Annotated in this window: 28 protein-coding genes; 17 read left to right on the top strand and 11 right to left on the bottom strand. The window is 67.1% G+C overall.

Annotated features, from left to right (window positions below; genetic code table 11):
* The 13 genes from HHL13_RS20170 to HHL13_RS20110 all read left to right on the top strand — a co-directional run bounded on the left by HHL13_RS20170 (position 1) and on the right by HHL13_RS20110 (position 10,252).
* Positions 1-1,326 carry a FliI/YscN family ATPase gene (locus HHL13_RS20170; protein WP_169557705.1) on the top strand — a complete coding sequence of 442 codons (1,326 nt, stop codon included), beginning with the start codon at positions 1-3 and terminating at the stop codon, positions 1,324-1,326.
* Positions 1,319-1,744, top strand: a complete 426-nt coding sequence (locus HHL13_RS20165; RefSeq protein WP_169557704.1) for a hypothetical protein — start codon at positions 1,319-1,321, stop codon at positions 1,742-1,744. The genes HHL13_RS20170 and HHL13_RS20165 overlap by 8 nt, the downstream gene beginning before the upstream one ends.
* A gap of 81 nt (positions 1,745-1,825) precedes the next feature.
* Complete coding sequence (locus HHL13_RS20160; protein ID WP_169557703.1) at positions 1,826-3,103, top strand: flagellar hook-length control protein FliK; 1,278 nt, start codon at positions 1,826-1,828, stop codon at positions 3,101-3,103.
* An 18-nt stretch (positions 3,104-3,121) separates the two neighbouring features.
* Positions 3,122-3,736 (top strand): flagellar basal body-associated FliL family protein, encoded by a 615-nt coding sequence (locus HHL13_RS20155; protein ID WP_169557702.1) that lies wholly within the window; start codon positions 3,122-3,124, stop codon positions 3,734-3,736.
* Positions 3,737-3,856: 120 nt separating this feature from the next.
* Complete coding sequence (locus HHL13_RS20150) at positions 3,857-4,690, top strand: flagellar motor switch protein FliM (RefSeq protein ID WP_346775605.1); 834 nt, start codon at positions 3,857-3,859, stop codon at positions 4,688-4,690.
* On the top strand, positions 4,687-4,983 hold the full coding sequence (gene fliN / locus HHL13_RS20145) for a flagellar motor switch protein FliN (protein ID WP_169557700.1): 297 nt from the start codon (positions 4,687-4,689) through the stop codon (positions 4,981-4,983). The genes HHL13_RS20150 and fliN overlap by 4 nt, the downstream gene beginning before the upstream one ends.
* A gap of 4 nt (positions 4,984-4,987) precedes the next feature.
* Positions 4,988-5,239 (top strand): flagellar biosynthetic protein FliO, encoded by a 252-nt coding sequence (locus tag HHL13_RS20140; protein WP_240953913.1) that lies wholly within the window; start codon positions 4,988-4,990, stop codon positions 5,237-5,239.
* 2 nt (positions 5,240-5,241) lie between these two features.
* On the top strand, positions 5,242-6,072 hold the full coding sequence (gene fliP / locus HHL13_RS20135; RefSeq protein WP_169557698.1) for a flagellar type III secretion system pore protein FliP: 831 nt from the start codon (positions 5,242-5,244) through the stop codon (positions 6,070-6,072).
* A gap of 7 nt (positions 6,073-6,079) precedes the next feature.
* A complete protein-coding gene (gene fliQ, locus HHL13_RS20130; RefSeq protein ID WP_169557697.1) occupies positions 6,080-6,349 on the top strand; it encodes a flagellar biosynthesis protein FliQ in 270 nt (89 codons plus the stop codon).
* 7 nt (positions 6,350-6,356) lie between these two features.
* Positions 6,357-7,127: a flagellar biosynthetic protein FliR gene (gene fliR, locus HHL13_RS20125; RefSeq protein ID WP_169557696.1), complete on the top strand. Its 771-nt coding sequence runs from the start codon at positions 6,357-6,359 to the stop codon at positions 7,125-7,127.
* Positions 7,127-8,269 carry a flagellar type III secretion system protein FlhB gene (locus HHL13_RS20120; RefSeq protein WP_169557695.1) on the top strand — a complete coding sequence of 381 codons (1,143 nt, stop codon included), beginning with the start codon at positions 7,127-7,129 and terminating at the stop codon, positions 8,267-8,269. The genes fliR and HHL13_RS20120 overlap by 1 nt, the downstream gene beginning before the upstream one ends.
* Positions 8,270-8,432: 163 nt before the next feature.
* Positions 8,433-9,851: a flagellar filament capping protein FliD gene (gene fliD, locus HHL13_RS20115; RefSeq protein WP_169557694.1), complete on the top strand. Its 1,419-nt coding sequence runs from the start codon at positions 8,433-8,435 to the stop codon at positions 9,849-9,851.
* A 2-nt stretch (positions 9,852-9,853) separates the two neighbouring features.
* Complete coding sequence (locus tag HHL13_RS20110; protein ID WP_169557693.1) at positions 9,854-10,252, top strand: flagellar protein FliS; 399 nt, start codon at positions 9,854-9,856, stop codon at positions 10,250-10,252.
* Between the two features lie 234 nt (positions 10,253-10,486).
* On the opposite strand, the gene HHL13_RS20105 is transcribed toward HHL13_RS20110, so the two are convergent.
* Positions 10,487-11,566, bottom strand: a complete 1,080-nt coding sequence (locus tag HHL13_RS20105; RefSeq protein ID WP_169557692.1) for a CaiB/BaiF CoA-transferase family protein — start codon at positions 11,564-11,566, stop codon at positions 10,487-10,489.
* 64 nt (positions 11,567-11,630) lie between these two features.
* Here HHL13_RS20105 and HHL13_RS20100 point away from each other — a divergent pair, with 64 nt between their 5' ends.
* The 4 genes from HHL13_RS20100 to HHL13_RS20085 are packed head-to-tail and all read left to right on the top strand — an operon-like array spanning position 11,631 to position 13,993.
* Positions 11,631-12,200 (top strand): NAD(P)H-dependent oxidoreductase, encoded by a 570-nt coding sequence (locus HHL13_RS20100; RefSeq protein ID WP_346775603.1) that lies wholly within the window; start codon positions 11,631-11,633, stop codon positions 12,198-12,200.
* Between the two features lie 15 nt (positions 12,201-12,215).
* Positions 12,216-12,944: a 4-hydroxy-tetrahydrodipicolinate reductase gene (dapB, locus tag HHL13_RS20095; protein ID WP_169557691.1), complete on the top strand. Its 729-nt coding sequence runs from the start codon at positions 12,216-12,218 to the stop codon at positions 12,942-12,944.
* On the top strand, positions 12,941-13,603 hold the full coding sequence (gene nth / locus HHL13_RS20090) for an endonuclease III (RefSeq protein WP_169557690.1): 663 nt from the start codon (positions 12,941-12,943) through the stop codon (positions 13,601-13,603). Before dapB ends, nth begins: the two co-directional genes overlap by 4 nt.
* Positions 13,604-13,627: 24 nt before the next feature.
* The gene (locus tag HHL13_RS20085) at positions 13,628-13,993 is read left to right on the top strand and encodes a hypothetical protein (RefSeq protein WP_169557689.1); all 366 of its coding nucleotides are present in this window, start codon (positions 13,628-13,630) and stop codon (positions 13,991-13,993) included.
* Between the two features lie 13 nt (positions 13,994-14,006).
* Here the strand turns inward: HHL13_RS20085 and HHL13_RS20080 are convergent, their stop codons facing one another.
* The 10 genes from HHL13_RS20080 to HHL13_RS20035 form a co-directional block, all read right to left on the bottom strand.
* A complete protein-coding gene (locus tag HHL13_RS20080) occupies positions 14,007-14,933 on the bottom strand; it encodes a formylglycine-generating enzyme family protein (protein WP_169557879.1) in 927 nt (308 codons plus the stop codon).
* Positions 14,934-15,004: 71 nt separating this feature from the next.
* Positions 15,005-15,643 carry a maleylacetoacetate isomerase gene (gene maiA, locus HHL13_RS20075; protein ID WP_169557688.1) on the bottom strand — a complete coding sequence of 213 codons (639 nt, stop codon included), beginning with the start codon at positions 15,641-15,643 and terminating at the stop codon, positions 15,005-15,007.
* Complete coding sequence (locus HHL13_RS20070; protein ID WP_346775602.1) at positions 15,636-16,334, bottom strand: fumarylacetoacetate hydrolase family protein; 699 nt, start codon at positions 16,332-16,334, stop codon at positions 15,636-15,638. The genes maiA and HHL13_RS20070 overlap by 8 nt, the downstream gene beginning before the upstream one ends.
* Complete coding sequence (gtdA, locus tag HHL13_RS20065; RefSeq protein WP_169557686.1) at positions 16,331-17,377, bottom strand: gentisate 1,2-dioxygenase; 1,047 nt, start codon at positions 17,375-17,377, stop codon at positions 16,331-16,333. The genes HHL13_RS20070 and gtdA overlap by 4 nt, the downstream gene beginning before the upstream one ends.
* A gap of 92 nt (positions 17,378-17,469) precedes the next feature.
* A complete protein-coding gene (locus tag HHL13_RS20060) occupies positions 17,470-18,246 on the bottom strand; it encodes an IclR family transcriptional regulator (protein ID WP_169557685.1) in 777 nt (258 codons plus the stop codon).
* Between the two features lie 14 nt (positions 18,247-18,260).
* The gene (locus tag HHL13_RS20055; RefSeq protein ID WP_169557684.1) at positions 18,261-19,307 is read right to left on the bottom strand and encodes a LacI family DNA-binding transcriptional regulator; all 1,047 of its coding nucleotides are present in this window, start codon (positions 19,305-19,307) and stop codon (positions 18,261-18,263) included.
* 15 nt (positions 19,308-19,322) lie between these two features.
* Positions 19,323-20,672, bottom strand: a complete 1,350-nt coding sequence (locus tag HHL13_RS20050; protein WP_169557683.1) for an MFS transporter — start codon at positions 20,670-20,672, stop codon at positions 19,323-19,325.
* Positions 20,669-22,342 (bottom strand): sulfatase, encoded by a 1,674-nt coding sequence (locus HHL13_RS20045; protein WP_169557682.1) that lies wholly within the window; start codon positions 22,340-22,342, stop codon positions 20,669-20,671. The genes HHL13_RS20050 and HHL13_RS20045 overlap by 4 nt, the downstream gene beginning before the upstream one ends.
* A gap of 3 nt (positions 22,343-22,345) precedes the next feature.
* Positions 22,346-24,049 carry an arylsulfatase gene (locus HHL13_RS20040; RefSeq protein WP_169557681.1) on the bottom strand — a complete coding sequence of 568 codons (1,704 nt, stop codon included), beginning with the start codon at positions 24,047-24,049 and terminating at the stop codon, positions 22,346-22,348.
* Positions 24,046-25,422, bottom strand: coding sequence for a DUF1593 domain-containing protein (locus HHL13_RS20035; protein ID WP_206377139.1), 1,377 nt, complete (start codon positions 25,420-25,422; stop codon positions 24,046-24,048). Before HHL13_RS20035 ends, HHL13_RS20040 begins: the two co-directional genes overlap by 4 nt.
* Between the last annotated feature and the right edge of the window lie 22 nt (positions 25,423-25,444).

Here is a 25,444-nt window from a genome sequence, read left to right as displayed (position 1 = left end):
ATGTTCAACGACTTCACCGAAGACTATCTCGAAGGTCTGGGCTGCCGCGATTTCACGCCGGCGCCCAAAGTGTCGGGACGCCTATCCTCCTATGACGGGCTGCTGATGGAGGCCGTCGGTCTCGCGTTGCCGGTCGGCACGGTCTGCGCGATCGGTACGGGCGATACCCGCGTCGAAGCCGAAGTGATCGGCTTTCGCGGTGGCAAGACGCTGATGATGAACCTTGGCGGCCCCGCTGCCCTGCTGCCCAACGCGCCGGTCCGGCCGGTCGGCCCTCCGGGCGAAGCCGAAGTCGGCGCTGCGATGCTGGGCCGCGTGGTCGACGGGTCGGGCAAGCCGATCGACGGACTCGGCCCGATCCGCGGCGCAGGCAAATGGCCGCTCGCCGGAAAGCTCCAGTCGCCGCTCGACCGTGGCCGCGTGCTCCAGCCGATGGACGTCGGCGTGCGTGCGATCAACGGGCTGCTCACCATCGGACAGGGCCAGCGCGTTGGCATCATGGCCGGTTCGGGCGTGGGCAAATCGGTGCTGCTCGGCATGATGGTCCGCGCCGCCAAGGCCGACGTGATCGTCATCGGCCTGATCGGCGAACGTTCGCGCGAAGTCGCCGACTTTCTCGAGACCAAGGTCGCCGGCGCCGCGCGTGCCCGTTCGGTCGTAGTTGCGGTGCCCGCCAATCATTCGCCGGTGCTGCGCATCCGCGGCGCGCTGCGTGCGACCGCGATCGCCGAGGCGTTCCGCGCCGAAGGCAAGAATGTGCTGCTCATCATGGATTCGCTGACTCGCGTCGCTCATGCCGGCCGCGAGATCGGCCTGGCGCTGGGCGAACCGGCTTCGGCGCGCGGTTACCCGCCTTCGGCCATCGCGATGCTGCCCAGCCTGCTCGAACGGGCCGGATCGGACGTCAACACCGGCGGATCGATCACCGGCATCTACACCGTGCTGGCCGATGGCGACGACGGCAACGACCCGGTGGTCGATTCGGCGCGCTCGATCCTCGACGGCCATATCGTGCTTAGCCGCGCGCTGGCCGAACGCGGCGTCTATCCCGCGATCGACCTGGGGCCGTCGATCAGCCGCGTGATGAACGACATCGTCGACAAGCCGCACCGCATGGCCGCGCAGACGCTGCGCCGTCATCTCGCTACCTATGAGGAGAATCGCGATCTGGTGTTGATGGGCGCCTATCGCGCCGGCGCGGATCCCGAGATCGACGCCGCCATCGCCTGTCACGCGGTGGTGATGGAATTTATCAAGCAGGCCTATGACGAGACGGTATCGCTCGAAGATGCGGTGACCGAATTGACGGGCGTCTTCGGTGGCTAACAACGATCCGAAGCGCTTCAACCGCCTGCTCCGCGTGCGCACGCTCCAGCTCAATCAGGTCCGCGCGCAGGAAGGCCACGCCCGCGCCAAGGTCGCGCAGGAAGAGGCGCTGCGCACCCGTATCGCCCAGCTTGCCGCGAACGTTGCGCCGACTCCCAGCGCGGGTCTCGCCACCTCGATGATCGCTGCTGCCCATTATCGCGAGCGGCTCCAGCATTCGGCGCAGGCCGCCGAGCGCCGCGTCGAAGTCGCCGAGCAGACGCTCAGCCACGCCCAGAACGCCACGCGCGAAGCCAAGCGCGACCAGACCGCGATCGAAAAGCTGATCGCCCGTGCCGAAACCGAAGCCGCGCTCAAGGCGCTGCGCGAGCTGGAAGCGCTGCCGCCTTCCGGTCGGAAGCACGCCGACATCGCCTGAGGCGATGTTGCAAGCAAATCTCCCGCAATCTGGCACGGGAATTGCTGAATACCCGGTGACGTCAACACCGGGGAGTTTCCCTTGATCCAGGTTTCACCTGCTCTCGCCGTTTCCACGCCCCAGCCGGTGCGTGCCCCTTCGCCTGTGTCCGGGGGGACTAAGGGCTTTGCGGTCGCGCTGGCCGGCGCCGTGGTGCCTGGCGCCGGGCAGGCGGGGCCTGCGATCGAAGTGAAGCTCCCCGGCGTTGCCGGGCGGCAAAAACACGCCGCGGGCGGCAAGGAATTGCCGGTTTCGGTCGACGGGGAGAAGCTGGCGGAGGCGGGGGCCGATGCCAGTGGTGATACCGATGAGGACGAAGGGGTCGCTGACACCCCCTTCGCCTGGTTCGGCATTGCGCCCGTCGCCCCGGAACCCGCGCCCATCGTCGTGAAGTTGCCGGTGGCCGCGACGCCTGTCGCGCCCATCGACGGAGATTCGGCAGCGCCGGTCCCCGAGCTTCAGGTGCCGGGGGGCACCGTGGAGCCGGAAGGGACCGGCGTTGCCGAAATCCCCGTGCAGCCGATCGAAGCCGCAGGCGAATCGCTGCCCGATGCGATCGAGGTCCCAACCGCTAAAACCGCATCCGCCCCGGAATCGTCGATTTCTCCGAAGGCCGAACCGGGCCGTAATGCCGAGGCGCGCGCAGCCGACCGACCGGTGATCGAACTGCCCGCCGGCTTCGAGCCAGTTCGCGCCGCGCCGCGCGCGCAGGTCCCGCTCGCCGCGGTGTTGCATCGGACCGAAGCGGCCGCGCCGCTCGTTGCCGAACAGCTGCTCGCGGGCCTCGAAGCGCCGGCCCAGCGCCGCGCGAGCCCGCGCGACATCGCGCTCGCCGCCATGTCGCAGGCGATCCAGGCGGATGCGCCACGCCCCAACATCGTCCAGGCCGTGGCCGAGGCTCAGGCACCCGTGGTCGACACCGGCCGCCAGCAATGGATGGCCGACATGATCGATACGGTTTCCGCCTTACGCGAAACCCCGAACTCGCGCGAAACCACCATTCGCCTATCTCCCGACGCACTCGGCACCGTCGACGTGTCGATTCGGCAGGAGGGCGATCGTGTTCACGTCCGGATCGTCGCCGAGACGGCTGCGGCGCGGCAGCTGCTGAACGAGGCGCAGCCGCGCCTGAACGAACTCGCCGAAGCTCGCGGTCTGCGGCTCGGCCAGACTTCGGTGGAAACCTCGGTGGGCGGCAATGCCGCGGGCCAGGGCCACCAGCGGCGGGAGCAGCAGTCTCCCGCCACACCGCTTCACAATCGCTCGGCCGTGACGGCCGAAGCCGAAACCCATGCCGACGCCACTGCGCGCGTCGCCTGATCGACTGGAGACTGACCAATGAGTGACGACGCCGCTGCTGCCGCCACCCCCAAGAAGAAGGGCAAGGGCAAGCTGATCCTGTTCGTGGGCCTGCCGCTGATCCTCGCTGGCGGCGGGGGGGGCTACTACGCCTATGCCTCCGGCATGCTGAGCGCGGCCCCGGCGGGTGCCGCCGAAGCGCATGGCCCCAAGCTGGTCGACAAGTCCGACGAGAAGCGCGCCGGATCGAAGGGCAGCGAAGGCGGCCACGGCGAGGAAAGCTCGAGCGAAGGCGGGGGCGGCATGGCACCGCCCAAGGGCGAAGGCGGCGACAAATACGCCTCGAACTATTATCAGTTCGAGAAGGAATTCACCTCGAACCTGCAGGACAGCGTCCATTTCATGCAGGTCGGCATCGCCATTTCGACCCCGTATGACGACACCGTGATCGAAGGCATCAAGACCCACGAGATCGCGATCCGGTCGGCAGTGCTGATGGCGCTTGGCCAGACCAACGAGGAAGACGTCTTCACCGCCGAGGGCAAGACCCGCATCCAGAAGCGCCTGGTCGACGCAATCAACGCTGTTTTGAAGCAAAAAGAGGGATTCGGCGGCGTTAGTAACGTCTACTTTACCAATTTCATTGTTCAGTGAACGGGCATGGTTAACGCCCCTTCAGAACTTGCAGCGCCCGAACGGCGCGAACGGCCCCGGGCCGGTGCGGAGCACGCGCCGGTTCTCGGGACGTCGAACCTGAATCCCTTCGGGGATCTGGTGACGCTGCAGCATCTGTCGGCGCGTTTGTCCAAGTCCCTCAAGTCGGTGTTCGAAGGCCTGATGCGCCGCGATCTGCGCGCCTGGGCCGAGCCGCTCGTCGTGCAGCGCTATGCCGACTACAAGACCGAGCGCGGCACCGATCTCGCCGCCTGGCACGGCTTTGCGATGGGCAACGCCAAGAGCAACGCCCAACTGGTGATGGACGGCCGGTTCGTCCTCGAACTGCTCGACTGTTTCTTCGGCGGCGACGGCGAAGCGCCGCACGCGATGCCCGCAGAGTTCACCGCCGCCGCGGAAACACTGGTCGGCCGCGTCGCGCAGCAGCTCGTCGCACCGCTAGATTCGGCCTGGGAGCCGCTCGCCCGCGTCGCGTTTCGCCCGGTAACCCCGGTCACCGTCGGCGTGCCCGCCGACATCGCGGGCGACGATCCGGTGGTCGTCACGCGCTTCGGCATCGCCGACGCCGAGAAGAAGCCGGTGTTCGTCGACATTCTCTATCCGGTCGCGGCGCTCAAGCCGCACACCGAATCGCTGACCGCCAAGGTCCACGGCAAGCCGCTCGAAGTCGAACCGGAATGGCGCTCCGGCCTCACCCGCGCGGTGATGGGCGTGAAGCTGCCGGTCCGCTCGGTGCTCGCCGAGCCGATGATCCCGCTTCAGCGCCTGATGGAGCTGAAGGCCGGCGACATCATCGCCATCGATCTCGCCCCCGAAGTTCCGGTGATGGTGGCCTCGCGCCGCCTGGGCACCGGCCTCGTCGGCACCGCCAACGGCCGCGCCGCGGTCCGGCTCACCTCCTTCGAACCGATCAACGCAGAGGACTTCAAATGAACGACATGACGGGGGGATTCCCGATCGACGCCGGGGTGGGGAATAATTTCCACCTGCTGCAGGGCGTCGACGTCAAGCTGACCGTCGAGATCGGTTCGACCCAGCTGACGCTGCGCGAACTGCTCGCGCTGGGCGAATCGAGCGTGATCGAGCTGGATCGCGAAGCCAATGAGCTGCTCGACGTGTTCGTCAACGGCACGCTGATCGGCCGCGGCGAAGTCGTCACCGTGGGCGACAAGTTCGGCGTGCGCATGACCGAGCTGGTCTCGCCGGAAAAGCGGGCCGCCAAGTAATATGATGTGGTCCTACATCCTGAAGCTGGTCATCCTGCTGCCGCTGGTCTGCGGCCTGCTGATCGGTTGCCTGTACGCCTGGCGCAAGCTGGAGGCGCGGTTGCCGAAGAATCAGGGCGCGCGGATGGTCCAGGTCAAGGAAACCATGATGCTCTCGCCGGGGCTCCGCCTCGCGGTAGTCGAGTTCGAGGGCAAGAAGCTGCTCGTGTCGGTCAGCCGCACCGGCGTCACACTGGTGGACAAGGCGGACCTCTGACCATGCGCGCCATCGTTCCGACCGACCGGCGGCTGCTGACGCTCCGCGCCGCAGTCCTGCTCGGCATCCTCTGCTTCACCTTGCTGTTCGCGATCCCTGCCTTTGCGCAGGGCGTTCCCGTTCCGGCCCCCGCGCCGGCGGCGACCCCGGGCGTAGGCGATGCGGTGGACCGTGCGCTGGGCGACCTTGGCGGCGGCGATGCGCCGCTGAGCCTGTCGCTGCAGGTCCTGATCATCATGGGCCTGCTCACGGTGTTGCCGGGCATCCTGCTGATGATGACCAGCTTCACCCGGATCATCATCGTGCTCGCGATCCTGCGCCAGGCGCTGGGCCTCCAGCAGACCCCGCCGAACCAGGTGCTGATCGGCCTGTCGATGTTCCTGACCTTCTTTATCATGGCGCCGACCATCACCCAGATGAACACGACCGCGATCCAGCCCTATGCCGAGGGCAAGATCACCGCATCGAAGATGATTGAGGGCGCCGGCGCGTCGCTGCACAGCTTCATGATCAAGCAGACCCGCCAGAAGGACGTGAAGATGTTCGCGGATCTGGCCAAGAGCGGTCCCTATGCCTCGCCCGCCGACGTGCCCTATTCGGTGCTGCTGCCGGCCTTCGTGACCAGCGAGCTGAAGACCGCGTTCCAGATCGGCTTCCTGATCTTCCTGCCGTTTCTCGTCATCGATCTCGTGGTGGCTACCGTCCTCATGTCGCTGGGCATGATGATGATGTCGCCGACGATCATCTCGCTGCCCTTCAAGCTGCTCCTGTTCGTCCTCGTCGACGGCTGGGCGCTGACGATGGGCAGCCTCGCCTCCAGTTTCGCATCCTGAGGACCCAATGGACGCAGATTATTTCATGACCATCGCCCGCGAGGCGGTCTGGGTCCTGGCGCTGGCTTCGGCGCCGATCCTGATCCCCGCGCTGCTTTCGGGTCTGATCCTGGGCATGGTGCAGGCCGCGACCTCGATCCAGGAACAGACGCTGACCTTCGTCCCGAAGCTGCTGGTCGTGGGCCTGAGCCTCGCGATCTTCGGCGGCATGATCCTCGGCCTGCTCGGCGATTTCACGACGAGCATCTTCGAACGCATCCCGGATCTGGTGAAGTAATAACGCGATGATGGGCTTCGGCCTCTCGATCGAGCCGCAGCTCTGGGCGCTCCTGTTCGCGATGGTGCGGATCGGGGCGGCGTTCATTGCCGCGCCCGTGTTCAGCTCGGTGCAGATCCCGCTGCCCGCGCGCATCGCGCTGACCGGCGCGATCGGCGTGCTGGTGGTCAACGTGACCAAGATCACGCCGCCCGAGCAGGTCTTCTCGCTGATGACCTTCGTCGCGGTGGCTTCGGAAGCGCTGATCGGTCTCGCCATCGGTTTCGTGCTGCAGATCGCCTTCTCCGCGCCTTTGGTCGCCAGCGAAGTGATCAGCATGTCGATGGGCCTGGGCTTCGCCAACGCGGTCGATCCCAATAGCGGATCGGCGACGCCCGCGATCGGCCAGTTCCTGACGATGCTGCTGACCCTGCTGTTCCTCGCGGTCGACGGGCATCTCGTCCTCGTCGACCTGCTGGTGAAGAGCTATGAAGCGATGCCGCCGGGCCAGTGGCTCGCGGCGGACAAGCTGCTCGGCATCGCGATGTTCGGCGGCTATGCTTTCCTCGCCGGGCTGCTGCTGGCGCTGCCGGTCGGCTTTCTGCTGCTGTGTCTCAACATGATCGTCGGGATGCTCAGCCGCGCCGCGCCCGCGCTCAACCTGTTCGCCGTCGGCCTGCCCGCATCGCTTGCGGTCGGCGTCGTCGCCATCCTTCTCGCACTCCCCGCGATGGGCGATTACATGCTCGTCATCATCCGCGAGGGCCTCGAAGCCATGCCGGCACTGGTGTTCGGCTGATGGCGGAGGAATTCGGCGAAAAGACAGAAGCCCCAACACCCAAGCGCAAACAGAAGGCGGTTGAGCAGGGCCAGCTGATCAAGTCGCGCGACTTCGCGTCGGCGATCGTGATCCTTGCCGGCTGCGGCTGGCTCGCCTTCATGGGGCCGTCGCTGATGGCGGCGTGCAAGGGCGTGATGACCGCCAGCTTCTCGTTCGACCATCGCGACGTCGAACATTTCGAGCCGTGGCGGCCGCTGATGGAAGCGGGATGGAAGCTGGCGCCGTCGATGCTGGTGCTGTTCGGCATCTCGTTCCTCGCCGCGATCCTCAGCCAGGCGGGCCTCGGCTCGTTCGGCTGGAACAACAAATTGTTCGCCCCCAAGGCGAACCGCATCAACCCGGTCTCGGGCCTGAAGCGAATCTTCGGCCCGACCGGCTGGATCGAGCTGGGCAAGTCCCTGCTCAAGGTCGTGCTGCTCGGCGCGATCGGCTGGTGGCTGCTCGATTCGCTTGCGCGACCGTCGATGGGGCTGGTGAGTTCGAACATCGAAGCGGCGGTCGGGATCATGGGCGGCCAGTTCGTCCACCTGCTGTTCGTGATGGCGGGCGGGCTGGTGATCATCGCCGGGATCGACGTGCCGATCCAGATCATCCGCCATTTCCAGCAGCTCAAGATGAGCAAGCAAGAGATCAAGGACGAGCACAAGGAAAGCGAAGGCTCGCCCGAAGCCAAGGCGCATCAGCGCCAGCGGCAGCGCGAAATTGTCAAGGGCGGCTTCCGCCCGGCGGTCCAGACCGCGCATGTCGTGCTAACCAACCCGACGCACTTCTCGGTCGCGCTGCGCTATGAATCGGGCAAGGATCAGGTGCCGGTGGTCGTCGCCAAGGGCCGCGGCCAGACCGCGCTTGCCATCCGCGAACTCGCCGCCGAATTCGCCGTGCCGGTGCTCGAATATCCGCAGCTCGCTCGCGCCGTCTATTACACCAGCCGCGAGGGACAGGAGGTCCGCGACGACCTGTATCAGGCGATCGCGGTGGTTCTCGCCTTCGTATTCGGGGTCAACAAGCAGGCCGGATCGGTGCTGCCGCCGGTCGTGGTGCCGCCCACCGCATGGTTCGACGAAAACGGTCAGAAACAGGGAGCTAAAGCTGCGGTTTGATCCGCGACGCGGATGCGGTGCCGGCCCGCTCCCCCACCCGGCCTCCCAGCGGAAGTGTATTCTATGGGTGGCCGGGTGGGGGAGCGGGCCGGCACCGCGACAAGACTGAAAAAGCCTAAAGCCGCGGCGGATTTCGTCGTTTCTTGAGGGGTTAGGGGAAATCATGGCCATCGAGTCCATCACCAAGACGCTGGGATCGGGTTCCGGGATCGACATCTCGGCGCTGGTGACATCGCTCGTCGAGGCGCAGACCGCGACCAAGGCCGCGCAGCTGACCGCCAAGAACGAGACGCTGACCGCGCAGATTTCGGCCACGTCGAGCCTCAAGAGCGCGATCAACAGCTTCGACACCGCGCTCAAGTCGCTGATCCGCGGCGGTGCGGTCTCGACCCAGCCGACCAGCTCGAACACGTCGCTCCTCAACGTCTCAGTGCTCAGCGGCGCTTCGGCCGCCGGCCTTTCGGCGCAGGTCGAGGTGCGCCAGCTCGCTTCGGGTCAGGTCGCCAATTCGGCGACGGTCGCCGACAAGAGCGCGGCGATCGGGCAGGGCACGCTGACCCTCACCTTCGGCAATACGACGGTCGTCGATGGCGAGATGACGGCATTCGCCGCCGGCCCCGGCACGCCGGTGGACATCACGATCGATGCGACCAATTCGAGCCTTCAGGGCGTGGCCGACGCGATCAACGCCAAGAAAGCTGGCGTCACCGCGTCGATCCTGACCGATTCGACCGGCAGCCGCCTCGTGCTCAAGAGCGCGACCGGGGCGAGCCAGGGCTTCACCCTCTCCGCCGCCGAGACGGCAGGCCATGAAGGACTGTCGGCGCTTGCCGTCGGCGTGGGCGCGACCGGCACCACGATCGGCTCCGCCGCGCAGGATGCGATCGTCGCGATCGATGGCGTGCCCGTCCGCCGGGCGGTGAACTCGATCCCCGACATCATCCCCGGCATCCGCCTCGATCTGGTCGCGGCGTCGGTGGGCACCAAGATCAATATCGGCAGCAAGGCGCCGACCGACGCGCTGCAGCAGGCCGTGGGCGACATCGTCGATACCTATAACGAGCTCTATGCCCAGCTGAAGACCGCGACCGATCCGGTCACCGGCCCGCTGCGCCAGGATTCGGCGGCCAAGGCGATGCTTCGCTCGCTGTCCGACCTCAGCACGCGCGCGCTGGTCTCGGGCGGCGTTGCGGGCAGCCCGAAATCGCTGTCGGAAATCGGCGTGTCGACCAACCGCGACGGCACGCTGACGCTGAATTCCGGGCGCCTGACCAATGCGCTGCTCAGCTATCCGGACAGCGTCGAAGCGATGTTCAAGATGGGCGCGGGGCTTTCCGCCCAGCTCAGCAGCATCGCGGTTTCGGCTTCGAGCACCATCTACGGGCTGGGCGCCAGCGAGACGCGCTACACCAAGGCGAAGACCGCGCTGACCGAGCAGCAGACCAAGGCGACCGAAGCCGCCGAAGTGCTGCGCACGCGCATGACGCGCCAGTTCGCCAGCATGGATTCGGCGGTCGCGGCCTACAAGTCGACCCAGACCTTCATCGAGAATCAGGTCAAGGCCTGGAACAGCGATAGCTGATCATGCGCTACGCCACCGCCCTCGCCGGAAATCCCGCCACGGTCTATCGCCAGATCGACCTTGCCGGACGCACCAGCACCAACGATCCGCACGCGCTGGTCGGGCTGCTCTATGAAGAGGGCATCGCGGCGCTGCGCTCGGCGGCATGGGCTGCGGAGAATCGCCGGCCCTCGATCAAGAGCGAGCGCGTGTCGCGCGCCACTGCCGTGCTGTTCGCGCTGGAAGCCGGGCTCGATTTCGAGAAGGGCGGCGATGTGTCGAAGGCGCTGGCGACCTTCTATCATGGCCTGCGCGCGCAGGTGGTTCAGGCCAGCATCGGCTTCGATCCGGCCCCGTTTCGCGACGCGGCGAACAGCCTCGCGGAAATCGCCGGGGCATGGTCGAGCGTGAAGGCGGGCTGACCGCTGGCGCGGTTGACACGGTTGACACCCATATTGCGAAAAAACCTTCCTCCCCATCCGGGCGGATGGGTGCGTGTCGCGGGTGTTGATGCAGACCTGTCAAAGAGCGATCCCGCCATGATCCGCCGGACGGCACCAGTCGAACAGGCAAAATCCAACATTGCAAGCACGGGTGCTTATGCCGCTTCTGCAAGAAGCAGGCCCCGGCTCACGGCCGGGTGACGCACTATCGGTTCAGTTCCAGCGTTCCAGCACCTGCTCAGCGGTCTCGGTTTCGGGCGCGATCGCCTCGGCCGGGGATCCCGAAAAGCGCGGCGCAGGCGCGGGCCGCATCGTGCCTTCCACATCGGTGAAGACACCGCGCGCGCGATTGTGCGGGTGGTGCGGCGCTTCGGACAGTGACAGGACCGGTGTGACGCAGGCGTCGGTGCCGTCGAAGATCTCGACCCAATCGTCGCGGCTGCGCGCCGCGAAGGCTTCGGAAAAGGCTTCGCCCATTTCGGTCCAGCAGCCGCGATCATATTGCTGGAACCGGCCCGGCATCAGCCCCAGCCCCTCGCACAACGCGTTGAAGTAAGGCGGCTCCAGCGCGCCCACCGCGACGTGCCGCCCGTCGGAACAGGCATAGCAGCGATAGAAAGGCGCCCCGCCATCGACCAGGTTTGCGGCGCGGCTGTCGGCCCAGCGGCCCGCGCCGTGGAGCGCGTAATAGAGCGTCATCAGCGAAGCTGCGCCATCCACCTGCGCCGCATCGATCACCTGGCCCTCGCCGGTGGCCTGCGCGCGCAGGATCGCGGCGACCATGCCGAGCGCGAGGTACAGCGCGCCGCCGGCATATTCGCCGATGAGGTTGAGCGGCGCGGCTGGCTGGCTGGCCGGCCCGATCGCGTGCAGCGCGCCGCTGAGCGCCAGATGGTTGATGTCGTTGCCCGCCGCGCCGGCCAGCGGGCCATCGAGCCCCCATCCGCTGACCCGGCCATAGACCAGCCGCGGATTGGCGGCGAGGCAGCGCGCCGGATCCAGCCCGATCTGCTCGACCAGATTGCGCCGGAACCCCTCGATCACGCCATCGGCATGGGCAATCAGCGCCAGCGCCTTCTCGCGATCGGCAACGCTGGTGAGATCGAGTGCGACGTCGCTGCGCCCGCGATAGAGCAGCGGGGCGACCGTGCTGCCGTCCGGCCCGGCGCGGCGGATCCGCACCACGTCCGCGCCCAGATCGGCGAGGAGCATCCCCGCCAGCGGCACCGCCCCCGCGGCGTCCAGCTCGACGATCCGCACCCCGGCCAGCGGCCCATGCCCAGCATCCACCATAGTCCGCGAATCCCCCCGGTTTCGCGCAACATGCCTCAGCATTCTCGCAAGGTCACGCGCTGGCGTGACGACGCGCTTTGCGGTAGCGGGACAGGCGATGAACACCCCGCACATCGTCGCCATCGGCGGCACCCTCCGCGCCGAATCCGCGACCGGCAAGCTGCTGGCGGCAGCGCTCGCCATCGCGGAGGCGCGAGGCGCGCGCGTCACCCTGCTGACCGGACCGGCCATCGCCTTTCCGCACTACGAGCCCGGCGCGGCCGAGGGGCACGAGGACATCGCCCGCTTCCTCGAGGCGCTGCGCACCGCCGACGCGGTGATCGTCGGCTCGCCCGGCTATCACGGCACGCTGTCGGGACTGGTGAAGACGATGCTCGACTATGTCGAACAGCTTCGCACCGATGCGCGGCCCTATCTCGACGGCCGTCCGGTCGGTCTGATCGCCACCGCCGGGGGCTGGCAGGCGGCGGTTTCGACGCTGCAGGCGCTGCGCACCGTGGTCCACGCGCTGCGCGGCTGGCCGACGCCGATGGGGCTGGCGATCAACACCGCCGAATCGCCCGATTGCGTCGCGGCATCCGAAGCGCAGATGACAGTGATGGTCGATCAGCTATTCGCGTTCCTCGAACGCTGAGCTAGGAGGCCGCGCATGACCAGTATCGGCATTTACGGCAGTCTCGGCCGCATGGGACAGGCGATCGCGGACATCGCGCCCTCGCTCGGCGCAACGATCGCGGGCGGAGCCGACATGGCCGACGATCCCGCCGATATCGCGCGCAAGGCCGATGTGCTGGTCGATTTCTCGGCAGTCGCCGCGCTCGAGGCGCATCTGAACGCCGCCCGCGCCGCGCGGACGCCGATCATGATCGGCACCACCGGCCTCTCGCCGCGCCATCACGCGCTGATCGACGAAGCGGCGCAGCATATTCCGGTGCTCCAGACCGGCAACACCTCGCTCGGCGTGGGGCTGCTTGCGCGGCTGGTGCGCGATGCCGCCGCGCGGCTGGGCGAAGGCTGGGACATCGAGATCGTCGAGACGCATCATCGCGGCAAGGTGGATGCTCCCTCGGGCACCGCGCAGATGCTGGGCAATGCCGCCGCCGAAGGGCTGGGCACGACGCTGGCCGAAGCCGGCGTCACCGATCGCGCGGGCACGGTCGGCGCGCGCTGCACCGGGACGATCGGCATGGCCTCGCTGCGCGGCGGATCGGTGGTCGGCGACCACACCGTGGTCTTTGCTGGCAATGGCGAGCGGATCGAACTGACGCATCGCGCCGACGACCGCACCATCTTCGCGCGCGGCGCGGTGCAGGCCGCCCTGTGGCTCGCCGGCCAGAAGGCCGGGCGCTACACGATGGACCAGGTTCTGGGCGTGTGAAGAAGGCGGAGGTCGTCGAGTTCTTCTCGCGGCTGGCGGCGGAGAATCCGCACCCCGAGACCGAGCTGGAATATGGCAACCCCTATCAGCTGGTCGTTGCGGTGGCGCTGTCGGCGCAGGCGACCGATGTCGGGGTGAACAAGGCGACCCGGGCGCTGTTCCGCGAGGTGAAGACCCCGGCGGAAATGGTCGCTCTGGGCGAGGAAGGCCTGAAGCGGCACATCAAGACGATCGGGTTGTTCAACACCAAGGCGAAGAACGTCATCGCCTTGTCCGAGCAGCTGATCCGCGATCATGGCGGCGAGGTGCCCGACGATCGCGAGGCGCTGGAGAAGCTGCCGGGCGTCGGCCGCAAGACCGCCAATGTCGTGCTCAACACCGCGTTCGGGCACGAGACCTTCGCGGTCGATACGCATATCTTCCGCGTCGGCAATCGCACGGGACTGGCCAAGGGAAAGACGGTGCTGGCGGTCGAGCTGAAGCTGGAAAAGGCCGTTCCCCAGCCGTTCCGGCTCCACGCTCATCACTGGTTAATCCTGCATGGCCGCTATGTGTGCAAGGCGCGGACGCCCGAATGCTGGCGATGCATCGTCGCCGATCTGTGTGCGTTCAAGCCCAAGACCCTGCCGCCCAGGGTCAAGGCCGGCGCCGCGAGTTAAAGGCGCCAGTTGAAAGGACGTCCGATGCGCATGTTGCTGATCCCCGCCCTGATGATCTTCGGCGTTGCGGGCGCGCCGGTGCAGAAGGACAGGGTTCCCGAGGCTGCGCCGGCGGGCAAGCCGGTCTCGTGCCTGTCGCTCACCCAGATTCGCGAAACCCATGTCCGCAGCGACCGGGTGATCGATTTCGTGGTGGCCGGGAAGAAGGTCTATCGCAACACGCTGCCGCAGGATTGCCCCGGCCTCGGCTTCGAGGGGCGCTATATCCATCGCACCTCGCTCAACCAGATCTGCTCGGTCGACACGATCACCGTGCTGCGCGACGATTTCCGCGGGCAGGGCCCGACCTGCGGCCTCGGCGCGTTCCAGCCGGTGACGCTGGCCAGATAGAAGCTGGCGCCGCTCAGACGCGGACGACGCAGCGAAACCCGATATGCGTGGTCGCGGAATCGGTCGACTGGGCATGTCGCGCCGCCGGGCGATAGCGCTGGCAGTAATTGGCGGCGCAGAGATGCGAGCCGCCCTTGAGAACCTTTCGCGGAATGCGCACCTCCGGGAAGCCGGGATCCAAGCTGTCATACTCGCGCGCCCCGCGCGGATTGGGGATCGCGCAACAGGCGTCGGGCCGCCGCTTGAAGACCTTCTTGTCGCGCGAGCCTGGCGTGCCGAACCAGTCGCTGGTCCATTCCCAGACATTGCCGATCATGTCGTACAGGCCGTAGCCATTGGCCGGATAATGCCCCACCGGCGAGGTTCGCTCATACCCGTCGAGCATCGTGTTCGCGAACGGGAACAGGCCCTGCCAGTAATTGGCGAGCATCGCGCCGCCGGGCGCGAGTTCGTCGCCCCAGGCATAGTCGGTGTCGCTTCCGCCCCGCGCCGCATATTCCCATTCGGCTTCGGTCGGCAGCGCCTTGCCCGCCCAGCGCGCATAGGCTTCGGCATCGTCATAGGCGACATGCACGACCGGATGGTCTTCCAGCCCCGCGATCGAGCTGTCGGGGCCGAGCGGATGCCGCCAGTCCGCGCCGAAGCGGAACTGCCACCACAAGCTGAAATCGCTCATGTCGACCGGGCCGGCGGTCTTTTCGAAGACCAGCGATCCCGCCTTGGCCTGTTCGGGATCGAGGCCGGGATAATCCGCCGGATCGGGCGCGATCTCGGCCAGCGTCACATGGTCCGTTTCCGCCACGAAGCGCGCGAACTGCGCATTGGTCACCGGGGTCACGTCGATCCGGAAGCTATCGACCCGCACCGCGCGGCGCGGCGCTTCCTCCGGATAGAAGCGGTCCGATCCCATCAGGAACCGGCCGCCTTCTATCAGACGCATGCCTTCGGTCGAGCTGGACATGATGGCGCGTTACCGCTTTGGCCCCGGGATCGCCATAGCACCCGGACCGGCTATTCGGCGTCGGGCTGGTTTTCGGGCATCGCCCGGCGGAACGCGTCGAGCTCCAGGCATGCCGCTTCGATCACCAGCAGGCGCGGCCAGCGCAGTTCGGCGCCGAAGCGCCGGGCGTTGACCAGCTGCGGCACCAGCATCACGTCGGCCAGCGTCACCGTGTCGCCGAAGCAATAGCGCCCGGCATGATCGGCGATCAGCGCGTCGAACGCGTCGAACCCGTCATCGATCGTCTCCGCGGCCCAGGCGCCGACAGCGGCTTCGTCATGACCCAGCGCCCGCAACCGGGCGAGAACCTTGAGATTCTGCACCGGATGCGTGTCGCACGCGATCACCTGCGCCGCCGCGCGCACCTTTGCCCGCAGCACCGGATCGGCCGGCAGCAGCGCGGGTTCGGGATGCACTTCGTCGAGATATTCGCAGATCGCCAGGCTCTGCGTCAGCGTCGCCCCGTCGATCTCCAGCGCGGGGACGAAGCCCTGCGGATTGATCGCGCGATACTCGGCCGATTTCTGCGCGCCCTTGCGCAGATCGTGCGCGACATCGCGATAGGCGACGCCCTTCAGGTTCAGCGCGATCCGGACGCGATAGGACGCGCCGGACCGGAAGAAACCGTGAAGCGCCACCGCGTCAGTCATTGGCGGGCGCACCCACCGTTACGGCGCAATCGCTGAGGCCCGCGATCGACACGACGATCGCGTCGCCCTGCACCACCGCGCCGACGCCCGCGGGCGTGCCGGTGTAGATCAGGTCGCCCGGCTCCAGCCGGTAGAAGCGCGAGACATAGGCGATCACGTCCTGCACGTCCCAGATCAGCTCGTTCAGATCGGCATCCTGCTTCACTGCACCATTCACGGTCAGGCGGATGCTGCCGCTGTCGGGGTGGCCGACTTCGGCGACGGGGTGGATCAGGCCGAGCGGCGAGGACTGCTCGACATTCTTGCCGGTATCCCAGGGGCGGCCCTTTTCGCGCGCTTCGAGCTGCAGGTCGCGACGCGTCATGTCGAGGCCGGTGGCATAGCCATAGACATGGCCCAGCGCGTCGGCGGCAGCGATGTTGCGGCCCGGCTTGTCGATCGCGACGACCAGTTCGGCTTCGTAGTGGAAGTTCGCGGTCTCGCCCGGATAGGCGATGGTGGCCCCGCTCGGCACGACCGTCTCGGCCCATTTGGTGAAGAAGAACGGCGCTTCGCGATCCGGATCGCGGCCCATCTCACGCGCGTGGGCGGCATAGTTGCGGCCGATGCAGAAGATGCGGCGCACCGGGAACTGATTGCCGTCGCTGGTCGCCGCCAGAACCGGCGCGGGCGCCTCGAACAACTGGGTCACGCACATTCCTCCCGATACAGATTCAGTTTTTCCTGCGCCGCCTTGTCGGAATAGGCGAACAGGACGAGATCGCTTTCGGCCTGAAGCCGCAATTCCTTCCACGACGGCACGACGAACAGATCGCGCGGCTTGAGCGCATAGTCGCGATCGCCCACCTGCGCGCGCCCGGTCCCCTCGACGACGACGAACACGGCGCCATCGGTCGAACGGCGCGGCTTGGTCTCGAACCCGGCGGGCAGCAAACGGACATGCGCCGAGATGGTCGGCATCACCGAACCGCCATCGGCGGGGTTCAGGAACTCCAGCGCATGGCCCAGATGCGGATCGATCTGCGCCGACGCCGCCATCGTATCCAGCGCGGGGCGCCAGTCGGAATAGGGATAGTGGAACAGCGGCTGGTGGGCCGGGCGACGATCGGCCGCCGAACCGCGGATCGGGCGCATGTTATGGCCATAGCGCGCGCGGGTGTCGCCCGTCGGCACGGTCACCGGCTGCGCCTTCTCGTCCAGCCGCTCGGCGAAGCTCGCATCGAAATGGCGCACCGTCGGGATATCGAGCCCGTCGAGCCAGATCATCGGCTTGCCGCTGTCATTGCCGTGATCGTGCCACTGCCAGCCCGGGGTCAGCACCAGATCGAACGGGCGCATGATCACCTTCTCGCCATCGACCGCGGTGAACGCGCCGTCCCCCTCCATCACGAAGCGCAAGGCACACTGGGCGTGGCGATGACTCGGCGCGATCTCGCCCGGCAGGATCAGCTGCAACCCGGCATAGAGGCTGGGGACGATCGACGAGAGGCCGTCGAGCCCGGGATTTTCGAGGATCAGCACGCGACGCTCGGCCTGCTCGGCCGAAATCAGGTCGCCGGCGCGCATCAGATAGTCGCGCACTGCGTCGAACGACCAGAGATGGGGCACCGCAGGCGACTTGGGTTCGGGCAGCACCAGCTCCGCCAGCGATTCCCATAAGGGGCGCAGGTTCGCCGGCTCCATCTCGCGATAGAGCGCTTCCAGTTGCGAACGCTGATCGTTGGCCAGTTCCATGCGCGAATCTCGATGAAAAGGGTGCGCGGTGCGAGGGGGAGTGCACCGCGCAATTCTGCATCGCGCAATATGTTGGCTTATGTCAAATGAATTTAGCCGCTCCAGCCCAACTGGCGGCTTGCTTCGCGGCAGGTTGCGGCGAGCCGTTCCATCACCGCGTTGTCGTCTTCGGTTCCGAACCCGGCGGGCAGCAGCGCGGTGGCGCTCAGGATGGCCCGGCCCTGCAGATCGAAGATCGGGAATGCCGTGGCGCGCAGCCCGGGGATCACCGTTCCTTCGACATGCGCACAGCCCGCGGCGCGAACGCGCTCGCGCAATGCCGCCACGTCCTTCGCGGTCATGTCGCTGTCCGAAAGCTCGCGTTCCAGCAGCGGATCGATCTCGACCGATGGCACGAAGCTGAGGAAGATATGGCCGGTCGCAGAGAACAGCAGCGGCAGCAGCGCGCCGACCCCGAACGAAGTCATCACCGCCGGCCGGCCCATATGCCAGCGCACCACGGTGGGGCCCTGCGGCCCCAGCGCGGCGACCTGCACCGTGCGCCCGGTTTCGCGCACGAACGCTTCGATCGCCATGTCGGCGACGCGGAACGCATCGGTGCGGGCAAGCGCGCCGAGCCCCAGCTTGAGCGCGGCGGGACCAAGATCATAGCGGCCCGACACCGGGTCCTGCCGGGCCATGCCCGCCGCAGTCAGGCTGGCGAGGTAGCGATGGGTCTGCGATCCCGAAAGCCCGCTGGCCTGCGCGATCACGCCCAGCGTCGATGCCTCGCCCAGATCGGCCAGCGCTTCCAACACACCCAGGCCGATCTCGACCGACTGGATACCCCTGCGGCGCTTGTCCGCTTCGCCCTGCGATTTTTCCGTCATGTCCCGGTCTTAGGTCAAAGGCGCGGCAGATCGAAAGCGCTGGATTCGCGCTCGATCACTTCGAACGGCATACGGATCTCGCGCGATTGCTCGCCGCCGCGTCCGGTGACCTGTCCGATCAGCCATTCGGTCGCGCGCTCCGCAATCTGTTCGATCGGCTGGCGCACGGTGGACAAGGACGGCCAGATCTTCACCGCGATCGGCGCATCGTCGAACCCGGCCACGGCGATATCCTGCGGGATGCGCAGATCGCGGCGATGGATCGCCGACGACACGCCGGACGCCATATCGTCGTTCGACGCGAAGATCGCGGTCGGCAGTTCCGCCAGATCGAGCAGCGCCTCGCCCGCCGCGACCCCGGATTCGAAGGTGAACAGGCCCGGCGTCACCAGCGCGTCGTCCCACGCGATACCCGCCGCCTCCAGCCCGTCGCGGAACCCGGCCAGACGAAGCGGGCTGGAATCATGCGTATCCGGCCCGGTGACGAACCCGATCCGCCGATGCCCGCGTGCGACCAGCCGCTCGACCATCGCGCTGACCGCCGCGCGATCGTCCACGCCGATCGTCGCCATGTCCGGCAGCGCGCCGCCATGCGCGACGGCGGCGACGGGGATGCCCAGCGCCTCGACCAGTCCCGAACCGCTGACCAGCTCGCCATAGGGCGGCGCGAGCAGGATCGCATTGGCGCCGCTGCGCACCAGCCCGCGCATCGCCTGTTCGGCATTGGCAAGCACCGGCGCGTCCACCTTGCCCACCGTCAGCTCAACCCCCGCACGCGCGGTGGCGTTGAGCGCGCCGACCAGCATCGCGCTGAGAAAGGCATTCTGCGAGCTTTGATAGACCACGCCGATCCGGCAGGTCGCGGCACTGGCCAGCGAGCGCGCGGCGATGTTGGGCTGGTATCCCAGCTCGTTGACCGCGGCCATCACCGTCTCGCGCGTGGCGGCGCTCACCCGGCCGGTGCCGTTGATGACGTAGGACACGGTCATCGCCGAAACGCCCGCGCGCTCCGCCACCGCCTGGATGGTGATCCCGCCCCCCTTACGCCGCGTACGCGCCATGCCCGTTCCGTCCCCTCAGATTGCCGCCGCCTCACGCAACCCGGCCTGGGCACGATAGCTCCGCATCCCGATCCATAGTGCGAGAACCGACAGAGGCGAAGCAATGCCCGAAACGAGCGAAATCGCTTCGGGAAGGCGCTGCGGGTCGGCGAACCAGAAATCGGTGCACAATGCGATGGCGGTCGGCCCCAACGCCGCGCCGATCAGGTTGATCGTCAGCATGTAGAAGGCCGAGACCAATGCCCGCATCCGGTTCGGCGTCATCTCCAGCAGCGTGGCGAGGCCGCCGCCAAAGTTGAACCCGGCGAAGAAGTTCATCAGGCCGATCATCACCAGCGCGCCGGTCGCGGTGGGCATCAGCGGGAAAGCGATGGTGATCGGTACCAGCGCGCAGAAGCCGAACAGCGACGCGCGGAGGCTGGCGTCGGGCCGGCCCGATCCGCGCAGCTTCGACGCGACGAACCCGCCGGTCAGCGCGCCGAGCGTGCCGCAGATGAAGACGACCGGGCCGTAATTGCTGCCCACCTGCGCGGTGGTCCAGCCGAACTCGCGCTGGAAGAAGGCGGGGATCCACACCGACGAGCCGTTGCCGACCAGGATCATCAGCGCGAAGCCCAGCGCGATGCCGATATAGGCGCCCTTCTGCCTGGCGATATGCGCGAAGAACTGACGCAGCGGCACGCTTTCCTGCTCGACCGGAACGCCGCGGCGCAGCGGTTCGCGCACGGTCAGCATCAGCGCCGACAGCAGCACGCCGGGCAGGCCGAGCAGCAGGAAGACGATATGCCAGCCCTTCATCGCGCCGAGCAACGGCACGATCACGGTCGAGGAGGGCGGGATTACCACCGAGATCAGCCCGCCGATCATCAGCGCCGATGCGCCGCCCAGATACAGGCCGATCTGGTACACCCCCATCGCGGCGGGCAGTTTTTCCTTGGGGAAATAGTCCGACAGCATCGAATAGGCCGCCGGCGTCAGCCCGCCCTCACCCGCGCCGACCGCGACGCGCGCCACGAACAGGCCGAAGAAGGACCGCATCAGCCCGCACGCGCTGGTAGCCAGGCTCCAGACGAGAATCGATGCGGCGATGATGTTGCGCCGGTTCGACCGGTCGGCCAGCCGCGCGATCGGGATGCCCACCGCGACATAGAACAGCGTAAAGCTGAGGCCGTAGAGCAGGCTGATCGCAGTGTCCGAGATCATCAGGTCCTGCTTGATCGGCTGGACCAGCAGCGCCATCGCCTGACGATCGACGAACGCCAGCGTGTTGGCGAGCATCAGCAGGATCGCGACGTACCACGCGCTGACCCTGGAGGGCCAAGGCCGGGCATCGGCTGGACTGGGTGCGGTCTGGATCTGGGTCATTCCGGCCTCTGTGGGAAATAGGGCTTGCCGCGCGCGTTCGCGTCATTCTTGGCTGGGCTGTCGGGGAAGATGTCGTTCATCCGGGTCGGCAGGTTCGGCTCCGCGTACCAGCGCTCGGGGAAGTCGGCGGCGCGCGTGCCCTGGCGGTCGCGCTGGACCACGCCGGGGCTCGTCCGTTCGGTATAGGGCACGACATGCTTGCCCTCGCGGTTCGCCATCTGCTCGTACAGGGCGCGGCGCAGCGTCACGCGCGTTTCGGCATAGGCCGGATCGTCGATCAGATTGTGCCGCTCGTCCGGATCCTTGTTGAGGTCGTACAGTTCCTCGGTGTCCCAAACGCCCTGATACTGGATGTATTTGATGCCGCCGCGCTGGATGGCGAAGGTCGTCGGCGTCTGGGGGAAGGTCCATTCCCAATAATATTCATAGACGAAGTCGCCCGGATTCCATGCCGATGCGGCCATACTGCCTTCGGCCAGCGGCAGGAAGCTGCTGCCTTCCATCTGCGCGGGCTTCGCGACATGCGCCATGTCGAGGAAAGTCGGGGCCAGATCGAGATTGCGCACCACCGCGTCACTGGTCGCGCCGCGCGCGACGCCCAGCCCGGGCGCCCATACCAGCATCGGTACGCGCACCGAGGGCTGATAGGCGTTGCGCTTGTCGATCAGACCATGATCCCCGATCAGGAAGCCATTGTCCGAATAGAAGACGATCATCGTATTCCGGTCGAGCCCGTTCCCGCGCAGATAGGTCAGGATGCGGCCGAGGCTGTCGTCCACCGGGGAGAGGGTGCGATAGATGTCGCGGACCTGTTCGCGCAGGTCGCGATCGGTGGCATAGGGGAAGTCCGCGCCGTGCCAGCTGTTGCGCTGGTTGCGAACCCATAACGGCTTGCCTTCGTTATTCTCCGGCGTGTCGGCCAGCGTATCGGGCAGGCGGATGTCCAGACCCTTATACTGGTCCTTGTAGCGCTCGGGCGGCAGCGCGTCCGAATGCACCGCCTTGTGGCTGAGATAGACGAAGAAGGGCTTCGACTTGTCGCGGCCCGTTTCCAGCCAGTCCATCGTATAGTCGGTCAGCTCGTCGGTGATGTAGCCGGTGCGCTTCGTCGGTACACCATCGACGTTGAGCATCTGGCGATCGCCCGCGGCGATCCGCTCGGGGCTTAACCGTTCGGTGGCGAAATAGGTGCCCTGCCCCTTGAAGCTGACCCATTTGTCGAAGCCGGGGCGGGGGGCATCGGTGTCGAAGCCCATATGCCATTTGCCGAAGAACGCGGTCTGGTATCCGGCCTGCTGCAAATAGGCCGGGAAGAACACCAGTCCCTTCTCGGAGCTGTTGTTGTTGTCGATCACGCCGTGATTGCGCGCGGTCTGGCCGGTCAGGATCGTCGCGCGGCTGGGGCTGCACAGCGACGAGGTGACCACGGCGTTGCGGAAATAGGTGCCGTTCCTCGCGAGGAAATCGATGTTCGGCGTCTTCAGCTGCGGATTGAGGAACCCCATCATGTCGAAGCGCAAATCGTCGACCAGCACGAAGATGATGTTGGGCTGCTGCTTTTCCTGCTGCCGGGCCGGGGGCGTCTGGGCCTCGGCCGCGGTGCCGGCCAGCGTCGTTGCCGCGAAGGCGGCGCAGCAGGCGAGCAGGATCGGACGGATACGGCGCTTCATTTCCTATTCCTCCAGAAACGCGTCGCGATAGCGATCGAGCTTGCGGACATATTCCGGGCCTTCGCTCAGCGGCAGCGCGCCATATCTGGTCGCCTCGCGCAGCCACAGTGCCTTCAGCTCGGCGACTTTCTCTGGATGGTGCGCGGACACGTCGTTCGCTTCGGCGAAGTCGGTCGCGGTATCGAACAGCGCCCAATGATCCTGCTCGAACGGCGCACCCAGCCGGTGGATCGCCACCGCGCGCCAGCGGCCCGAACGGATCGCGCGATTGCCCCGCAGCTCGAAGAACTGGACCGGGCGCGGATCGGGTGCGGCGGCGGACAGCATCGTCTTGCGGATCGAGGCGCCCGCGACCGGGATCTGCGCGATCCCGCCAACCCGCCGATCGAACCGCGCACCCGCCAGTTCGATCAGCGTCGGCGCGATGTCGATGGCGTCCACTGCCTGCGTGCGCACCGCACCCGCATCGGACAGCCTGCCCTGCCACGACAGGATCAGCGGCGTGCGCACGCCGCCCGCGAACGGCCACGACTTGTAGCGCGCGAACGGCGTGTTGCTTGCCATGCCCCACGGGCGCTGCATCCCGATATGCGCGCGGCCGATCTCGTCCATCCGGCCAAGCGCGGCATTCGCGTCGAGCGGGCGCGGGGGATAGAGCTGGTCGATCGATCCGGTCTGCCCGGCTTCGGCGCTGGCGCCATTGTCTGACAGCAGCACGAACAGCGTATTCTCATAGTCGCCGCTGGCCTTCAGCGCGGCGACCAGCCGGCCGATCTGCGCATCGGTATGCTCGAGGAACCCGGCATAGGCGGCCATGAACCGTGCATAGACGCGCTGCTCGGTTGCGCTGAGCGATGCCCAGCGCCGATCGCCCTTGTTGGGGGGCGGCAGCACCGCGTCGGCCGGGGCGATGCCGATCCGCTTCTGCCGTGCGAACCGCTCGGCCCGGATCGCGTCCCAGCCCTTATCGTACACCCCGGCATAGCGGTCGATATGGGATTGCGGCACCTGGATCGGGGCATGGGTGGCGCCGAAGGCGAGGTAGAGGAAGGCGGGCTTGGCCTTGTTCGTCGCCAGCTTGCCGATCGCCTTGTCGACGATATCGGCGGAGAAATGATAGTCCGGCGCGTCGGGCCTGGGCAGCGGGGCGTTATTCTCGGTCAGGTCGGGGCGATACTGGTCGCTCCATCCGCTCATGAAGCCGTAGAAATAGTCGAAGCCGCGCTGGAGCGGCCAGGAGCCGTTGTTGCCCGGCGTGCCGTCCTCGGTCTCGGGCGCGAGATGCCATTTGCCGATCGCGTAGGTCGCATAGCCGCTGTTGCGCAGCGCCTGCGGCAAGGTCTGCGCGTTGGCGGCGAGGATACCGGTATCCTTTCCGGTGCCGACCGGCTGGAGCTTGCCCGCCGGCAGGTCGGCCAGCCCCAGTGTCTGGTTGTTGCGCCCGGTCAGCAGCGCCGCGCGGGTCGGCGTGCACATCGCCCGGCTTTCGAAGCGGGTGTAACGCAGCCCCGCCGCCGCCAGCGCATCGATGTGCGGCGTGCGGATCTCCGACCCGAAGCAGCCGAAATCCGAATAGCCGGTGTCGTCGAGCACGATCAGGACGATGTTCGGCCGCTTGCCCTCGCGGGCCAGCACCGGCGTGGCGGCCAGCATCACGCCGCCGCCCAGCAGTGCACCGATCAGCTTGCGGCGCGACAGGCAAGTCATGGCTGCACCTCGACGATGATCCTGCGATATCGGGTGATCGGTGGCGTGCCGCGATCGCGTACTTCGAGGATGAAGTGCACTTCCCGTGCCGCCTTCACTGCGGGGGCGACGAAGCTGGCGCGCGGCGTGCCGCTGTCGGCGATTTCGACTGCGGGCTGGCCGGGAATCCCGCCCACTTCGCGATACTGCCACCAGCTGTAATCCAGCGTATCGCCATCGGGATCGCCGGTGCCTGCGGCGTCGAGCACGACTCGCTCGCCAGCCTTGGCGCGCAGCCGCACCGGCGCGAGGCCGGGCATGCCGTTGGCCACCGGCACCGGCGCATGGTTGGCGGTCGCATCGACGCTCCACGCCATGCGCGCGGCGAAGTCGTTCTGGAAAGCGCGTCGCCAGCGATAGACCGACGCCTGATTGCTCGACCAGATCCGCCCGTCGCGGGTGAAGCTGTCCTTGGTGTCGGCGAACAGCCCGCCGCTCGGCGCCGCGCGCATATAACGCCCGCCCCAGCCGCCCTGATCGGGCTGTTCGGGATCGTTCAGGCCATTGGGGATCAGGTGGAGGAAAGACGGGGTGTCGCCTTCCATGATGAATTCGGGCAGCGGGTAGAGCGCGCCCAGCGGCCCGCGCCGCACATGCGTTTCAAGCCACGGATCGGCGACGACGTCGCGATCGGGCCATTGTTCGGGATTGCGCCGGTCCGACGAGATGCCGGCCCAGGTCGCCAGATTATACTGGCCCCAGCCATGAATGCTGGCGATCCAGAACAGATTCGGGAATTCGCGCCGCAGCCAGGGGCCGGCATCGTCCTGATCGGAGATCGAATAGACGCGCAGCTTCGCGACGAACGCGGAGACCTGCGCCGGGGTGCGCGTGGCGCGCACGTCGCGCAGCGCCTGGGCCAGATCGACCGCGCCGCCCCATAGCAGTACCCAGACCGGCCGGGTGTCGGCACGGTCCACCGCGGCGACGATCGAACGCGAAGCAGGCGTGCTGCGCCTCTTGCCCACTCCGGCCATGCCGTAGAGCGGCTGGCCGGGCAGGACCAAAGCGCGAAGTGCTGCGGCGCCGGGATAGGTGGCCGAGTGGCGCAGCAGGTTCGGCCGCACCTTCTCATAGGCGTCGATCCGCTCGTGCAGCAGCTGCGGCTGCACCTTGTCGCGCTGCCATACCGATGTCGTGGCGATCAGCCCCTCGACATCGAACTGATCGGTATAGAGCAGGAAGCGGACGAAGCTTTCGGAGTCATCGGGCTCGTTGCCGATATCGGTCAGCACGATGATCCGGGGGCGTTCGGCGGATGCCGGTCCGGACGCGTGGGCGGGGGATACCGCCGCTGTCGCGATCCCGATCAGGGCCAGGATGAATTTCCGCACCTCTCATCCCCTCGTCGCCGGT

It is taken from the genome of Sphingomonas sp. G-3-2-10 (assembly GCF_012927115.1).
Lineage (GTDB): Bacteria > Pseudomonadota > Alphaproteobacteria > Sphingomonadales > Sphingomonadaceae > Sphingomonas.
Note: the sequence above shows the minus strand (reverse complement) of the source record. Positions and strands in the feature narration are given on the sequence as shown.

Excerpts from the sequence above, each read along its gene's own strand:
- dapB (WP_169557691.1), top strand. The coding sequence starts at position 12,216 with ATGACCAGTATCGGCATTTACGGCAGTCTCGGCCGCATGGGACAGGCG.
- HHL13_RS20140 (WP_240953913.1), top strand. The coding sequence starts at position 4,988 with ATGTGGTCCTACATCCTGAAGCTGGTCATCCTGCTGCCGCTGGTCTGC.
- HHL13_RS20110 (WP_169557693.1), top strand. The coding sequence starts at position 9,854 with ATGCGCTACGCCACCGCCCTCGCCGGAAATCCCGCCACGGTCTATCGC.
- HHL13_RS20050 (WP_169557683.1), bottom strand. The coding sequence starts at position 20,672 with ATGACCCAGATCCAGACCGCACCCAGTCCAGCCGATGCCCGGCCTTGG.
- HHL13_RS20170 (WP_169557705.1), top strand. The coding sequence starts at position 1 with ATGTTCAACGACTTCACCGAAGACTATCTCGAAGGTCTGGGCTGCCGC.
- HHL13_RS20085 (WP_169557689.1), top strand. The coding sequence starts at position 13,628 with ATGCGCATGTTGCTGATCCCCGCCCTGATGATCTTCGGCGTTGCGGGC.
- maiA (WP_169557688.1), bottom strand. The coding sequence starts at position 15,643 with ATGACTGACGCGGTGGCGCTTCACGGTTTCTTCCGGTCCGGCGCGTCC.
- fliD (WP_169557694.1), top strand. The coding sequence starts at position 8,433 with ATGGCCATCGAGTCCATCACCAAGACGCTGGGATCGGGTTCCGGGATC.
- HHL13_RS20120 (WP_169557695.1), top strand. The coding sequence starts at position 7,127 with ATGGCGGAGGAATTCGGCGAAAAGACAGAAGCCCCAACACCCAAGCGC.
- HHL13_RS20055 (WP_169557684.1), bottom strand. The coding sequence starts at position 19,307 with ATGGCGCGTACGCGGCGTAAGGGGGGCGGGATCACCATCCAGGCGGTG.
- HHL13_RS20105 (WP_169557692.1), bottom strand. The coding sequence starts at position 11,566 with ATGGTGGATGCTGGGCATGGGCCGCTGGCCGGGGTGCGGATCGTCGAG.
- HHL13_RS20080 (WP_169557879.1), bottom strand. The coding sequence starts at position 14,933 with ATGCGTCTGATAGAAGGCGGCCGGTTCCTGATGGGATCGGACCGCTTC.
- fliP (WP_169557698.1), top strand. The coding sequence starts at position 5,242 with ATGCGCGCCATCGTTCCGACCGACCGGCGGCTGCTGACGCTCCGCGCC.
- HHL13_RS20060 (WP_169557685.1), bottom strand. The coding sequence starts at position 18,246 with ATGACGGAAAAATCGCAGGGCGAAGCGGACAAGCGCCGCAGGGGTATC.
- gtdA (WP_169557686.1), bottom strand. The coding sequence starts at position 17,377 with ATGGAACTGGCCAACGATCAGCGTTCGCAACTGGAAGCGCTCTATCGC.
- fliR (WP_169557696.1), top strand. The coding sequence starts at position 6,357 with ATGATGGGCTTCGGCCTCTCGATCGAGCCGCAGCTCTGGGCGCTCCTG.
- fliN (WP_169557700.1), top strand. The coding sequence starts at position 4,687 with ATGAACGACATGACGGGGGGATTCCCGATCGACGCCGGGGTGGGGAAT.
- HHL13_RS20045 (WP_169557682.1), bottom strand. The coding sequence starts at position 22,342 with ATGAAGCGCCGTATCCGTCCGATCCTGCTCGCCTGCTGCGCCGCCTTC.
- HHL13_RS20040 (WP_169557681.1), bottom strand. The coding sequence starts at position 24,049 with ATGACTTGCCTGTCGCGCCGCAAGCTGATCGGTGCACTGCTGGGCGGC.
- HHL13_RS20155 (WP_169557702.1), top strand. The coding sequence starts at position 3,122 with ATGAGTGACGACGCCGCTGCTGCCGCCACCCCCAAGAAGAAGGGCAAG.
- fliQ (WP_169557697.1), top strand. The coding sequence starts at position 6,080 with ATGGACGCAGATTATTTCATGACCATCGCCCGCGAGGCGGTCTGGGTC.